The sequence below is a fragment of the Streptomyces sp. NPDC044921 genome, assembly GCF_056432865.1.
In genome coordinates this window covers 296447-308673 of the sequence record NZ_JBWKIF010000004.1, presented here as the reverse complement: position 1 = coordinate 308673, position 12227 = coordinate 296447, and the positions used below count along the sequence as shown (strand labels likewise).

Here is a 12227-nt window from a genome sequence, read left to right as displayed (position 1 = left end):
GCAGCCTCAGCGCACCTCGCGGTAGATCCGCCCGCTCGCGTTGGGCACCGCCCCGTCGTAGAGACCCGTCGGGCTGGTCTCCTTCGACAACGCGAACCAGGCGTACCGCTCGACGAAGTCCAGCCCGTTCAGCATCGCGGTGGAGGACCGGACGAAGGCGGTCTGCTCCTGCTCGCTCGGGTAGCGCGGGGCGCCCCCGGAGAAGTCGATCAGGGCGTACTCGGTGAGCCAGACCGGCTTGTCGTAACGGTCGTGCACGGCCTGCAGATAGCCGCGCAACTGGCCGGCCGCGCCGGGTCCGAAGTCGGCGCCGTACCAGTGCACGGGGATGAAGTCGACCCGCAGACCGCGCTGTTCGGCCCCGTTCATGAACCGGTCCAGCCAGCCGCCCGCCACGTCCGCGCCGGAGGCGACCGCGGGGGCGCCCAGACGCAGGCCGGTCGACTCCAGCCGGGGCCACAGGTCGAGGGCCTGTTCGGGCGACATGTCGGCCTGGCCCGGGTGGTCCGGCTCGTTGAACCCGAGGAGCGCCTTCCCCTCGCGGGCGGCCCGCCCCAGTTCGGCGTCGGTGACCGACCCGGGCCCCCAGATCATGGGGACGTACTCGGCGCCCCTGGAGCTCGTGACGCCGTCGGCGGCGGAGGTCCAGTTGTAGTACCAGGACGAACCGGAGTCGGCCAGGGCCTCGGAGGCGCCCGCCACGGGATTCAGAGCGACGCCCTTGCCGGAGGCGGCCGGGGTGCCGTCGCCGCCGGGCCGTCCGGTGGCCGCGGGACCCGGTCCGGGCGCGGTGGCGCCGTCGCCGGTGCCGTGGAAGGTGACGGTCAGGCCGGTGCACTCCCGGCACTGGTACACCACGCGGTTGCCCTGCTCGGTGTCGTGCTTGGACCAGCTGTAGGCGGTCGGGCACGTCGCGGCCAGCGCGTCGCTGTAGGGCGTCTTCGCGTCCCGGTTCGGGTTGACGCACACCAGCGGCCGGCCCGTGCCCTCGTCCCGGACCAGGTTGTCCGCCGGGCAGGCGGCCAGCAGATCCGTGGCACACCCGGCCGGCGCGCACGCGCCCGACTCGGGCGGTGTCACGCCGTCGGGCGTGATGGTGATCGGGGACGCGACGGCGTTGACGTAGCTGACGTTGTACCAGGGCGCCAGGCCGTCCTTCGGGTCGAAGTTGAACTCGGCGAGCCCCGTGGGCTGTTCACCGGTGGAACACCGGTCCGCGTAGGGTCCGCAGTCGCCGACGGCGCAGTGGAACGTGCTCCCCTCCTCGCCGGAACAGCCCTCCCGGGCGAAGAACGTGCCCCGCCAGTGGCCGGCGCCGGACTGCTCGGGGATCGTGACGGTGGCCGACTGGCCCGGGTCCAGCGTGGGCAGCCCGGTGAGCGCGGCCGACCCGTCGGCGTTGACCGTGCTGCCGATCCAGACGCGGTGGTCCGTCGTGTTGCGGAAGGTGACGGTGTGCTCGGGGGAGCCGGTACCGGCGGCCGGGGCGCCCGTGACGTTCACGCCGTCCGGGCGCTGGCTCTGCATCAGCAGCGCGGTGCCGGCGACACCGGCCACGACCAGGAGCAGTGCCAGCAGGAACGAGGTGCGGCTGCGGAGGGCCGGTCTACGCATGGACCGCGCCTTTCGCGGGGGCGACGTACGTCATGTCCGTCCTCTCTTCTGGGATGGGGTGGGGGTGATGGGCCTGTGGACGGGGGCCGGGCGGTGCGGACTCGCCGGCGAGCCGGGGGTGCCCGGGTCCGTGGGGGCGGGAGGCGGCCGGAGGATGTCGAGGGAGCCGCGCACGGCGGCGTGGCCCTCGCTGCCGAGCAGGGGTGACGGGAGCGCGGCCGGTGGCGGGGAGACCGGCGCACGGCTCGGCGGGGGGCTCGACGGGATGCCGTCGGCGGTACCGGCGGCGTACGGGGCCCGTTCGGCCTGCCGAGCGGCGTGGTCGGCCGCGAGGAAGGCGTGGCCGTCGAAGACGTCGGTGGCGCGGGGAGCGGCGGTGGGGCTGGTGCCGAGCCGGTTCCGCTGGGCCTCGGCAGCGGCGCGGAAGCCCTCGCCGTCGAGGACCTCGGCGGGGCCGCCGGGGGAGGCGGTGGCGTCGGTGCCGAGCCGTGCCCACTGCGCCCGCCGGGCCGCGTCGAAGGCTTGGCCGTCGGCCGTCGGGTCCTGACCGGGGCCGTCGAAGCGGTGCCGCTCCCGCACCGGTGCGGTGTCCGGCCGCTCACCGGCGGCCGTCCGCTCCCAGCGTGCGCGCAGCGCCGCGAACTGCCGTGCGTCGGCCGCCGTGATCCGGTCCCGGGCGGCGTCCAGTGCCTCGGCGGCGGTGCGGGTGCCCGCCTCGGCGCCGGGTTGCTTACGCGTGCCGGCGGCGGCGTGCGCGGGCGGGACCGGAGCGGCCGGGGGCGGCTCCCGCAGCGCCTCCCGCATGTGCGCGTTGGCGGCGTACCGCGCGACCGTCGGCATGCTCTCCGGGGACCGTTCGAACGCCGTCCGCCACCGGTCGTCGGTCCTGAGCAGGTGCAGCACCGCGTCCTCGAACGCCTCGTGCCGGAGCGTCGGCAGCCGGCCGATCCGCCGTTCCAGGCGCGCCACGTCCGGATGCGCCGCCCCTGTCGCGGCCTGTGGGGACGGCCCGGCGGCGGGGGCCCGGGCGAGGGTCCGCGCCGGGTCCGGCTGCCCGGGCCCGCCGGCCTCCGCGTCGAAGCCGCCGGCGCCGGGCCGGTCGCGGGCGTCCGGTGCGGGACGTCCGGAGAGCCGGTCGAGGAACCTGCGCAGGAGCCGGCCGATACGCTCCCGGGCGCCCGGCGCGTCCGCCGCGCCGCGCTCGTCGCGCCGGCGTCGGTCCCGCAGGCGGTACTCGGTCCTGATCAGCTCACGCGCCAGCCGGGCCTCGGCAGGCTCGTCGGCCGGCCGGTTGCGGTCCGGGGAGGCCGCGTTGTCATCCGCCACGGTGGCCCTCTCTCCGCTCGGACGGTGTGGACAGGAGGCGACAACGGGCAGGGAAGGGCGGGTGGTTCAACGCCCGCCCCGGACGGGGTCACGCCGTGACCGGCGGCGGGCCGAACGGGTCGAGGAGATCGACGGGGGGTGTCTCCTTCCCCCGGTGGGCGCCGGGCTTGCAGCCGGCGAAGGGACCCGAGGGGTCGCGCAGGGACGCCATCACGGGCAGCAGGTAGTCGCGATGCCAGTTGGCGGGGCCGCTCGGACCGGATCCGGGGCCGGTCAACTCGGTCCAGGCCAGCCACAGGCCGTGGAGCTGCGCGACCGCCTCCGGGTGCTCCCACCACCGCGAGCACCACGGAGCGGAGGAGGTGACCTCCCGGCCGTAGACGGGCAGCAGCACGTGATGGGCCCACAGGGTCAGCTGCCGCAGCGCCTCGGCGTACTGGGCACCTTGGAAGTAGAGGATGAACGAAGGTCCGGGGGGCGGCTCCGGCGGGGCGGGCTCCCGGGATTCGGGCTCGGCACTGCTCATGAAGGCGTTCTCCGGTGCGCGGTCGGGTCTCGTCCTGGCACGGGACCACAACGCACGCGTGCGCGTGGGGGTTCATCCGCTGTGAACCCCCGCCGTCCCGTTTCCGTTGTGCTGGCGACTCCGCGACGGAGTCGCACGTGACGATCTCGCAGGAAGTGAGCGCTTCACATGTCAGGAAACAACTCGGACGACAGCTTCCGGACGGCACGCAGCCGCCAGAGCGGCAATTCCGCCGAGCGGGAGCGCAGCAGCAGCCCGGAGAGCGACGGCTCCGGGCCCTACCCGCCCAGCACGTCGAGCAGTTCGCGCCAGTCCCAGTCACAGTCCCAGTACTCCCAGTCCCAGTACTCGCAGTACTCGTACGCGTCGTCCTCGCAGCCGCCGACCGCCCCGCAGGCGGGGGACAACGGCTGGACGCGGGCCGCCAACGCCACGCTCGCGGCGGCACCTCTGGCGGGGCAGGGCGCCGCCATGCTCGGGATGCAGTACGGGTCCGACCCCAACGCCTCCTTGCAGGGCTACGGTGGCGCGGTGGGTGCGACGGCGGCCGCCAACGCCGCCGAGGTCGCCCGGCAGCTCTACTACGCGCGCAACGTCGCGGCCAACCCCACGGCGTCTCAGCCCGCACCCTCCTACACCAGGATCGCGGGATCCACGGTCGCGACCGTGGGAGGTGCCGTCTACGGTGCCGGAGCCGGCATGAACCACCCGGGCATGCAGGGCTTCGGCGCCATGGCCCAGGCCGTCGGGACGGCGGTGACCGTGGCGGCTCCGCAGCCCATGCACGACCCGTCGCGGCAGCCCAGGCCGCAGCAGATGCCCACGGACGCCTACGGCCCGACGCTGCCGCAGTACAACCAGCAGGTCGCGTCGTACCTCGCTCAGCAACAGGGCCAGCAACAGCAGTCCCACCAGCAGTCCGGCAGCTCGGCGCCCCGGCGGCCCTCCGCGCCGTCGCAGTCCTCGTCGCACAGCCACGGCCAGGGAGGCCGCCGCAGGGCCGGCGGCGGCGCCCGCTAGCGGCACCGCGTGAAGCGGGGCGGGCCCTGTCGCGGGCCCGCCCCGCCGCACGCTCAGGCGTCGGGCCGCACCACCCCGAGGATCTCCATCGACCCGGCCGGCGCCACCGTCACCCGACGCCCCGGGCGGGGGGCGTGGATCATCCGGCCGTCGCCGATGTAGAGGGAGACGTGACTGGCGTCGGCGTTGTAGATGATCAGGTCGCCGGGGCGCATCCTCGTCACCGGGACGCGGCGCAGCAGACGCCACTGCTCCTGCGAGGTGCGCGGAATGACCACACCCGCCGCCCGCCACGCCTGCGAGGTGAGACCGGAGCAGTCGTAGGAGTCGGGGCCCTCGGCGCCCCAGACGTACGGCTTGCCGAGTTCCCTGGTCGCGAAGGCCACGGCCGCCCGGCCTGCGGTGCTGCCCTTGGTGCCCGCGCCGTCGAGGACGCCCGAGCGCACCCATGCGGCCTGGGCCTCGTCGGCCGTCTCGCGTTCCAGGGCGGCAAGTTCACGGCGCTGCTTGTCCTCCAGCCCCGACTCCACCCGCCGGGCCGCGTCGATCCGGGCCCGGATCGTCCTGCGGTGGGAGCCCAGGGAAGCGCGGTTCTCCCGCAGCCGCTCCAGCTCCTCGGCCGCCTCGTCGCCGCGGGTGCGCAGTTCCTCCTCCGTCACGGCCATGGCCTTGATCACCCGGTTCGTGGCCAGCTGCGCCTGACGGGCCAGGGAGGCGCTGTCCAGGGCGCGGCGCGCACCTCCGGAAGGGTCCGCGGTTCGGCGCCGGCGGGCTGGTGGAGCGTCGCCGTCAGGGCCAGGGCCAGCGTGACGACGGCCGCCGTCCGGCGGCCGTGCGCGCCCGGGGTCTGTCTCATGCGGTTCGTGGCTCCTTCGTGGTCAACGGGGCACCCGCACAACGGACCCGCGCCCCGGGGAGGTTCAAGAACGGTGTGAACCGGGGCCGTCCCCCCGGCCGTTGTGCTCCGCGAGGGTGCCGGGCGAAGGGGTGGATGTGAACGCACAGGTGGTGCTGCTCGCACTGTGCACGGGGCTCGGCCTCGGCTGCCTGCTGGCCGCGGTCCGGGCCCTGGCGACGGCCGCCGCTCTGTGGGCGCGCGGCCGGCGGGTCATGGGGCGGGTGACGGCACGCGCGGCGGACGGCCGGCGGCGCGGCGGACTGGTCGTGTTCTCCGACCACCTGGGCAGGGACCTCGTGCTCGATCCGGGTCCGTTCGGGCCGTGGTGCGGCATGCCCCCGGCCGGCGGCAGCGTGCCGGTCGTGTACGCGCGCGAACGCCCCACCCACGCCAGACTGTGGACGTCCCGGGCTCTGCTGGCCCCCGCCTTCGGCTGGTTCCTGTCCGCCACCCTGGCGTTCGGCACCGGGGCCGCGACGGCCGGGTGGGCCGGATGAGCCGGGGGAGCCCGGCCGGTGCTCCGCGGGGCGCGCGGGTGGGCGAACTCGACGTGCTGCGCGGGTTCGCCCTGTTCGGCATCCTCGTGGTCAACGCCCTGCTGATGGCGGGCCCGTACACGGTCTTCGGCGGCCCGCCGGGGGCGCCGGTGGCCGACCGGGTCGCCGCCTGGCTCGTGACCGCACTGGTCACCGCCAAGTTCTACGTCCTGTTCTCCTTCCTCTTCGGCTACGGCTTCGTCCTCCAGGCCCGCTCCGCGCGCCGGACCGGCGCCGCCTTCGCGCCCCGCCATCTGCGGCGCACGGCGGGCCTGTTCGTCCTGGGCGCCGCACACGCGGTCCTCCTGTACCCCGGGGACGTCCTGACGACGTACGCCGTCCTCGCCCTGGTGCTGTACGGGCTGAGCGGCCTCACCGTCCGGGCCGCACTGCGGCTCGCGGCCGCCCTCCTGGTGCTCCTGGCGGTGCTGCTGCTCGGGTACGGGCTGCTGACCGTCGCCCTCACCGAGCCGGTCCCCGCCGGCGCGTACGCGCCCCGGGCCGCCGAGCGGGTCGCCGCCTACCGGGGCGGCGCCGCCTCCGTGCTCGGCACCCACCTGCGCGACCTGCCCGCCGCGCTCGGCACCGGACTGCTGTACGCGCCCGCCATGCTGGCCGCGTTCCTGGGCGGGCTGGCTGCGGCGAAGTGCCGGCTGGCCGAGCGGCGCGGCCGGGACCGCGCCTGGCTGCGCCGGACCGCCCTGCGCTGGCTGCCGTACGGCCTCGCCGGCGGTGTGGTCGCCGCCTGCTGCGCGACCGGACCGCTGGACGGCCGCTGGTTTTTGGTCGGGCAGGCGGCGACCGTCCTGACCGCCCCGGCGCTCGCCGCGTCGTACGCCTGCGGTCTGCTCCTGCTGCTGGGGCGGGCCGGTGACCGCGTCCCGGCGGCGGCCCGGGTGCTCGCCGCCGCAGGGCGCATGTCGCTCAGCCACTACCTCACCCAGTCGCTCGTCCTCGCCTGGGTGTTCTCCGGGTACGGCCTGGGCCTGCACGACCGGGCCGGTACGGCCCTGGTCCTGACCGGTTGCGTGCTGCTCCACGCCGTGCAACTGGCGCTCGGCGCACGGCTTTCGGAGCACGTGCGCCACGGGCCGGCCGAGTACGTCCTGCGAGCCGTCACCCTGGGGGCGCGCCCCGGTGCCGTCCGGCGGAACGTCACGGCACCTGCTCGGACAGCGGCACCCCGTGCGGCCCCGGCAGACCCGGGACAGCGGGCGGACCGGGTGGCAGACGGCGTGCGGCGCGCTCCGTGATGGCCGCGGTCTCCGCCCTGGCCGCCGCCGAGATCGCCGCCGCGCCCGGCTCCTTGTACCAGGGCCGCAGCCGGATCAGCGCGGGCTTGACGCCGGTGGCCAGCAGCAGCGCCGTGCCCTTCGGCAGGGCACGGATGCGGTCCGGCGGCAGGACGGCCTCCTGACGGTAGGAGTACGACCGTGACGTGCCCTCCCTGCCGCGCGAGACGGTGGGGGTGCGCACGTCGTGCTGGCCGACGAGCGTGGACACCTTCTGCACGAAGTCGGCGTCGTCCAGACCCGCCCCGAGCAGCTTGACCGTCGCCGCGCTCCACAGCGCGTCCATGCCGACCTCGCCCCACACCCGGGCGCCCTGGCGGTAACTCTGCAGCAGCGTCACGACGTTGATGCCCCGGGAGCCGAAGTGCGAGTACAGGTCGGGCAGATCGGAGATGCGGCAGACGTTGGCGGCCTCGTCGAGCACCGCGGTCAGCGGCGGGTCGAGCCGGCCGCCCATGCGTTCGGCGGCCACCACACCGGCCCGCATCGTCGCGTCCGCGAGCCCCGCGATGACACCGGCCGCGGAGCCGCCGCCGTCCTTGGAGAGCAGGTAGAGCGTGTCCCGGCCGAGGACGTGCCGGTCGGGGCGGAACTCCGGCAGCCGCGGGTCGGGCGTGACCCAGGCGAGGATCTCCGGGTCCAGCAGGCAGGAGACGGTCTGGCGGGCCGTTTCGTAGATGCCGTCCCGGGTCTCCACCGCGCCGCGGACGGTCCCCTGCAACTGCTCGGCCATCGCCACCAGCCCGGCGTCGCGCAGCAGGTCGACCGGGGTCCGGTCGGCGGGGTCGGCGAGCCAGCCGAGCAGGTGGGGCAGGGGGGTGCCGCTGCGCGCCGCGGCCAGGAAGAGCGCCGTGAGGGTGTTCTGGGCGGCCGAGATCCAGAAGTCCTTCTTCGCCGTGTCGTCGTTGACGGACGCCACGAAGTGACCGGCCATGCGGCGGGCGCCCTCGATGGTGTGGCACTCGCCGAGCAGGTTCCACCACAGGGCCCGCGGGGTGTGGGCGATGCCCTGCGGGTCGAACGTCCAGACCGTCCCCGCCCTCTCCCGCTCGGCGCGCGTGACGGCGTACACGTCGGACTTGTTGGAGGTGAGCAGGACCGCGCCCTGGGCGCGCAGCACCCGGGGGACCGCGATGCCGGTGGACTTGCCGGCCCGCGGCGCCATCAGGTCCAGCTCCACGTCCTCGTAACTGCTGCGCAGCTCCGGCCCGTCGGGCACGAGGTCGCCGAGGAGGTTGCCGGTCTCGTCCGGGTGCAGCCGGTCGCGGCCCTTCAGGGTGGGACGCAGGTCGCGGGCGCGGGCCTCGATGCCCTTGGGGCACATCGCGGCGAGCTCGCGCCACCCGGCCAGGCCCTCGGTGCGGCCGGTCCGGCGGAGCAGGAGGCGGACCAGGAGCGCGACCGGCAGGGTGACGAGCACCAGCAGGGCGAGCATGGCCGCGTACAGTGCCGCGGGCGGGGTCCCCGGCCACAGTCCGCCGGGCCCGGTGGCCACCAGCCGCTCCACCGTGGACAGGGCGAACGGGGGGCCGTCCCAGCCGTGGCCGGTCAGTCCGGACCCGAGGGTCCCGCCGGACCAGACGACGGTGAACACGGCCAGTCCGGTGCCGGCCAGCGCCACGATCGCCCAGGGCAGCTGCTCGTGCACGGAACCGGTGCCCGGGGCCTTCACGCGGTCCACCTCCCCACGCCGTCCCCGGCCGGCGGACCGCCGGGCATGCCGGGCACCGCGTACGCCGCCTCCTGCGCGGCCCGCGCCACCTGTGCGGCGGTGTGGGCGAGTTGCTGCTCGACGGCCTGCTCGTTCGGCGTCCACCGGGTGTTGGTGTCGTGCAGCCGGCGCTCGGCGTCGGTGATGGCGACCTTGATCGGGATGCCGGGGCGCCCGCCGACCTTGATCAGGAAACGGCCCCGTCCGGGCGGCTCCTCGTGCTCCCCGGTGACCCCCCAGCCGGGCGGCGAGGACCACGACGACACGAGTTCGATCTCGCGCCGGGACAGCCCCACCACCTTGCCCAGGTCCTCCATCTCCGCCTTCGGCAGACCCGCGCACACCACCATGCCCGCCCGTTCGACGAACCCCCGGGCCTTGGCCCGGTCGGCGTCGGTGCCAAGGGCCTCGGCGTCCTTCAGCGTGTGCGTGATCTTGGCGTCGCCCAGACCGAGGGAACGGTTCAGCCGCGTCAGCGCGTCGATGCGGTCGACGATGCCGGACGCGGCGCGCAGCGGCCGCCACAGCTCGTCGAGCACCGTGAAGAACCAGCGCCGCGGCTCCAGTCCGGCGTCCGCGAGGGCGTGCGAGGCGGCCACGGTGCCGAGCCCGTCGGACCAGGCGGCGAGCATCGCGGCGGCGGTCAGCTGGGTGTCGGCCTCGCCGATGCCGGAGATGTCGATGCACACCGCGGGGGCGGCCGGGTCGATGCGGGTGGAGGTCTCGGACGCGAACGTGTCGCCCAGCGGACCGTCGAGGATGCCCAGCAGGGAGCGGTGCAGCGGGTCGACGGCGTCCCGGTAGCGGGCGTCGTCGCCCCGGTCCAGGGTGACCGCGCGCACCCGGTCGGGACCCTCGGCGAGCACCCTGAGCACGTCCGGCAGCAGCACCGTACGGCCCGGCGGGGTGCGCTCGCGCAGATGGTGCAGGACGGCGGAGAGCACCGACTGCTCGTGGTCGTCCATCGGCCGGCCGCGCACGATGGTGATCAGCGCGGCCACCATGTTCAGCACCCGGCCGTGCGTCTCGGCCTTCAGCACCTCGCCCGCCTCGCCGCCGATCCGCGCCGCCGCCGCGCCCATCGCGCCCGGGTCGAGGACGTTGATGCCGCCCCGGCCGCGCCCGATGGAGATCACCTGGCCGCCCAGGGCCCGGACCGTGTCGGCGTAGTCGGGTTTGAGGTCGCCGAGGACCAGCGGCACGACCCCGGTCGCGGACAGCCCGATCAGCATGCGGTTGACGAGCGTGGACTTGCCCAGGCCCGGCATGCCGAGCATGAACAGCGACGGGTTGGAGATGTAGCGGGCCCGGGTGAACCAGTTCAGCGGGTCGCCGCAGACCGTGGCCCCGGTGAACAGGTGCTGCCCCAGTGGCACACCCGTCATGGGCGAGCCGGAACCCGCGGCGAACGGCCACATGCCGCACGCCTGCACGGTGGTGGCCCGCCACATGGTCGGCGGGTCCAGATAGCCGACCCGCCCGCCGCCCGGCCCGTACCAGCCACGCGGCGGCACGAAGAGCTCACGCGGCCGCGCACCGCTCGTCTTGCGGCCCTTTGCGCCTCTTCCGCCCTTGCGGCCACCGCCGCGCCCGCCACTGTCCCCGTCCGGCGCCTCGCTGTGCCCGGACGGGCCCGGCCGCGCGGCGCCCGCTCCGGCGCGCAGCGCGACCAGTTCCTCGCGCGCCCGCAACTCGGCCAGCCGGTCGGCCTGTTCGGCCCGCTTCCGCTCGCGGCGGCTCACAGCGCCTCCTGTAGTTCGTGCGGGATCAGGGTCTGCTCCCAGGGCAGGATCCCGGCGGGCAGCGTGCAGCTGAACGCCGCCGCCTGCATCCGGTCCGCGGGCCGCATCAGCACCCGCGAGGCGGCGGTGAGGTTGCGCACGGTGACACTCGCGTCGGCCAGCTGCTCCATGGTGTCGACGGTGACCGTCAGCATCAGCGAGAACTCCACGAGCCCCGCGCCCGACGCCTCCTCGGCCGCGGTCTGCTCCGCCGCCCGCATCTCCGAGGCCGCCCGGGCCTGCACCATGCCCCGGCCCGACGTCGCCATGAACTGGGCGCTGCGCCGGTCCGCCTCGACGATCCGGGCCGAGGTGGCCGGGTCGATCGGCCGGTACACCAGCGCCACCCGCTTGCGCCGCGTGCCGGGCGCCGCCTCCAGCATGCCCCGCAGCACCGAGGAGCGGACGGTGCCGCGCGGCGCCAGCGTCATCAGCCACGTCCGGGACACCCCCGAGTCGTGCTGGTAACTGCCCACGGTCTCCACGGCGGCGGCGGGGCCGGCGTCGTCCCACTCCAGGCCCGTGCCACCGTGCCGGGCCCGGGCGTCGAGGACGTCGGCGGCGACCGCCGGGTCGTAGGCCACCCGCACGACCTCCGCGATCCGTTCCGCCGACAGCGGACAGGCCGCCCCGCCGCCGGCCGCGACCAGGCCGCTGAGCAGGCCGGGGATGCGGATGGCGAGGTCGGTGATGACGTCCTCCTTCTTGCGCCGCTGGTTGGCGGGGACGCCGTAGGTGAGGCTGACGTACGTGTGCATCTCGGAGGACGCGGTGGGGTAGCGCTCGACGACCTCCTCCATCACGGCCCGGGCCGCGGCCGGCGCGTCGTCGCGGATGCGGGGCAGTACCTCGTGGGCGAGCCGGGTGCCGGGGTCGGGGGCGGTCTCCACGATCACCGACGCGCCGCGCAGGCCGGGCTCGTGGGCCAGCCGGGCCAGCCACTCGCCCCACAGCGCGACCCAGACGTCCACCTGGTCCGGGTCGACGAGCGCACCGCCGTCCGGGTCGCAGCCCAGCACGATCGTGTAGAGGTTGCGGTTGGGGTGGTGCAGCACGCCGAAGGGGCGGTCGTAGGCGTCCCGGCCCTCGGTCGCGGTCACCTTGTTGAGCAGGCCCGGCGGGCGGAACCGGCCGCCGGGCCGGGCGGACAGCGGCCCGGAGACGTACAGGTGCGCGCCCCTGGCCCTGCGCCGCCGCCAGCCGACGCGCAGGGCCATCAGCTGGTAGACGTTGCGGCCGTCCTGGGTGCGGATGGCGAGCGGGACCAGGAGCACCGCGATGGGGGTGAACACGACCATCGCCGCGTACAGCGAGATCAGCGACGCGAGCAGCGTGAGGACGAGCCCGCCGAAGACACCGAAGGTGCCGACGAGGCCGAGCGGCCCGAGCCCGGGACGCCGGGGGCGGCGCCAGTTCCCGTAGGTCGGGTGGGTGACGGCTTCCGTGGACATGGTGGTCCGTTGTCCCTTCGTGGAGTGGTGGGGTGGCGCGCGGGGGCACGGGCGGGCAGACGGGGGAGGAGA

Annotated in this window: 11 protein-coding genes; 3 read left to right on the top strand and 8 right to left on the bottom strand. The window is 75.3% G+C overall.

Going from position 1 to position 12227, the window contains the following annotated elements; translation table 11 throughout:
* Nucleotides 1-6: 6 nt before the first annotated feature.
* From AC07DA_RS08630 to AC07DA_RS08620, 3 genes are all read right to left on the bottom strand, one after another.
* Entirely contained in the window at nucleotides 7-1614 is a 1608-nt protein-coding gene (locus tag AC07DA_RS08630; RefSeq protein ID WP_479125843.1) for a glycosyl hydrolase, read from the bottom strand.
* A gap of 30 nt (nucleotides 1615-1644) precedes the next feature.
* On the bottom strand, nucleotides 1645-2940 hold the full coding sequence (locus AC07DA_RS08625; RefSeq protein ID WP_479125841.1) for a hypothetical protein: 1296 nt from the start codon (nucleotides 2938-2940) through the stop codon (nucleotides 1645-1647).
* Between the two features lie 88 nt (nucleotides 2941-3028).
* Complete coding sequence (locus tag AC07DA_RS08620; protein WP_479125839.1) at nucleotides 3029-3466, bottom strand: DUF4913 domain-containing protein; 438 nt, start codon at nucleotides 3464-3466, stop codon at nucleotides 3029-3031.
* Nucleotides 3467-3634: 168 nt separating this feature from the next.
* Between AC07DA_RS08620 and AC07DA_RS08615 the strand changes: the two genes are divergently transcribed.
* Nucleotides 3635-4486 carry a hypothetical protein gene (locus tag AC07DA_RS08615; protein WP_479125838.1) on the top strand — a complete coding sequence of 284 codons (852 nt, stop codon included), beginning with the start codon at nucleotides 3635-3637 and terminating at the stop codon, nucleotides 4484-4486.
* Nucleotides 4487-4539: 53 nt separating this feature from the next.
* Here AC07DA_RS08615 and AC07DA_RS08610 read toward each other — a convergent pair whose 3' ends face one another.
* Nucleotides 4540-5151 carry a C40 family peptidase gene (locus AC07DA_RS08610; protein ID WP_479125836.1) on the bottom strand — a complete coding sequence of 204 codons (612 nt, stop codon included), beginning with the start codon at nucleotides 5149-5151 and terminating at the stop codon, nucleotides 4540-4542.
* A gap of 8 nt (nucleotides 5152-5159) precedes the next feature.
* Complete coding sequence (locus AC07DA_RS08605) at nucleotides 5160-5342, bottom strand: hypothetical protein (protein ID WP_479125834.1); 183 nt, start codon at nucleotides 5340-5342, stop codon at nucleotides 5160-5162.
* A gap of 137 nt (nucleotides 5343-5479) precedes the next feature.
* Between AC07DA_RS08605 and AC07DA_RS08600 the strand changes: the two genes are divergently transcribed.
* A complete protein-coding gene (locus AC07DA_RS08600; RefSeq protein WP_479125833.1) occupies nucleotides 5480-5881 on the top strand; it encodes a hypothetical protein in 402 nt (133 codons plus the stop codon).
* Nucleotides 5878-7173, top strand: coding sequence for a DUF418 domain-containing protein (locus tag AC07DA_RS08595; protein ID WP_479125832.1), 1296 nt, complete (start codon nucleotides 5878-5880; stop codon nucleotides 7171-7173). The genes AC07DA_RS08600 and AC07DA_RS08595 overlap by 4 nt, the downstream gene beginning before the upstream one ends.
* On the opposite strand, the gene AC07DA_RS08590 is transcribed toward AC07DA_RS08595, so the two are convergent.
* The 3 genes from AC07DA_RS08590 to AC07DA_RS08580 form a co-directional block, all read right to left on the bottom strand.
* On the bottom strand, nucleotides 7076-8893 hold the full coding sequence (locus AC07DA_RS08590; RefSeq protein WP_479125830.1) for a type IV secretory system conjugative DNA transfer family protein: 1818 nt from the start codon (nucleotides 8891-8893) through the stop codon (nucleotides 7076-7078). The two genes, AC07DA_RS08595 and AC07DA_RS08590, sit on opposite strands and share 98 nt — an antisense overlap.
* Nucleotides 8881-10437 carry an ATP/GTP-binding protein gene (locus tag AC07DA_RS08585; protein WP_479126109.1) on the bottom strand — a complete coding sequence of 519 codons (1557 nt, stop codon included), beginning with the start codon at nucleotides 10435-10437 and terminating at the stop codon, nucleotides 8881-8883. Before AC07DA_RS08585 ends, AC07DA_RS08590 begins: the two co-directional genes overlap by 13 nt.
* Before the next feature lie 224 nt (nucleotides 10438-10661).
* The gene (locus AC07DA_RS08580) at nucleotides 10662-12155 is read right to left on the bottom strand and encodes an SCO6880 family protein (RefSeq protein ID WP_479125828.1); all 1494 of its coding nucleotides are present in this window, start codon (nucleotides 12153-12155) and stop codon (nucleotides 10662-10664) included.
* Between the last annotated feature and the right edge of the window lie 72 nt (nucleotides 12156-12227).

Coding starts and splice junctions, on each gene's coding strand:
- AC07DA_RS08605 (WP_479125834.1), bottom strand. CDS start 5,342: ATGAGACAGACCCCGGGCGCGCACGGCCGCCGGACGGCGGCCGTCGTC.
- AC07DA_RS08580 (WP_479125828.1), bottom strand. CDS start 12,155: ATGTCCACGGAAGCCGTCACCCACCCGACCTACGGGAACTGGCGCCGC.
- AC07DA_RS08610 (WP_479125836.1), bottom strand. CDS start 5,151: ATGGCCGTGACGGAGGAGGAACTGCGCACCCGCGGCGACGAGGCGGCC.
- AC07DA_RS08595 (WP_479125832.1), top strand. CDS start 5,878: ATGAGCCGGGGGAGCCCGGCCGGTGCTCCGCGGGGCGCGCGGGTGGGC.
- AC07DA_RS08620 (WP_479125839.1), bottom strand. CDS start 3,466: ATGAGCAGTGCCGAGCCCGAATCCCGGGAGCCCGCCCCGCCGGAGCCG.
- AC07DA_RS08630 (WP_479125843.1), bottom strand. CDS start 1,614: ATGCGTAGACCGGCCCTCCGCAGCCGCACCTCGTTCCTGCTGGCACTG.
- AC07DA_RS08615 (WP_479125838.1), top strand. CDS start 3,635: ATGTCAGGAAACAACTCGGACGACAGCTTCCGGACGGCACGCAGCCGC.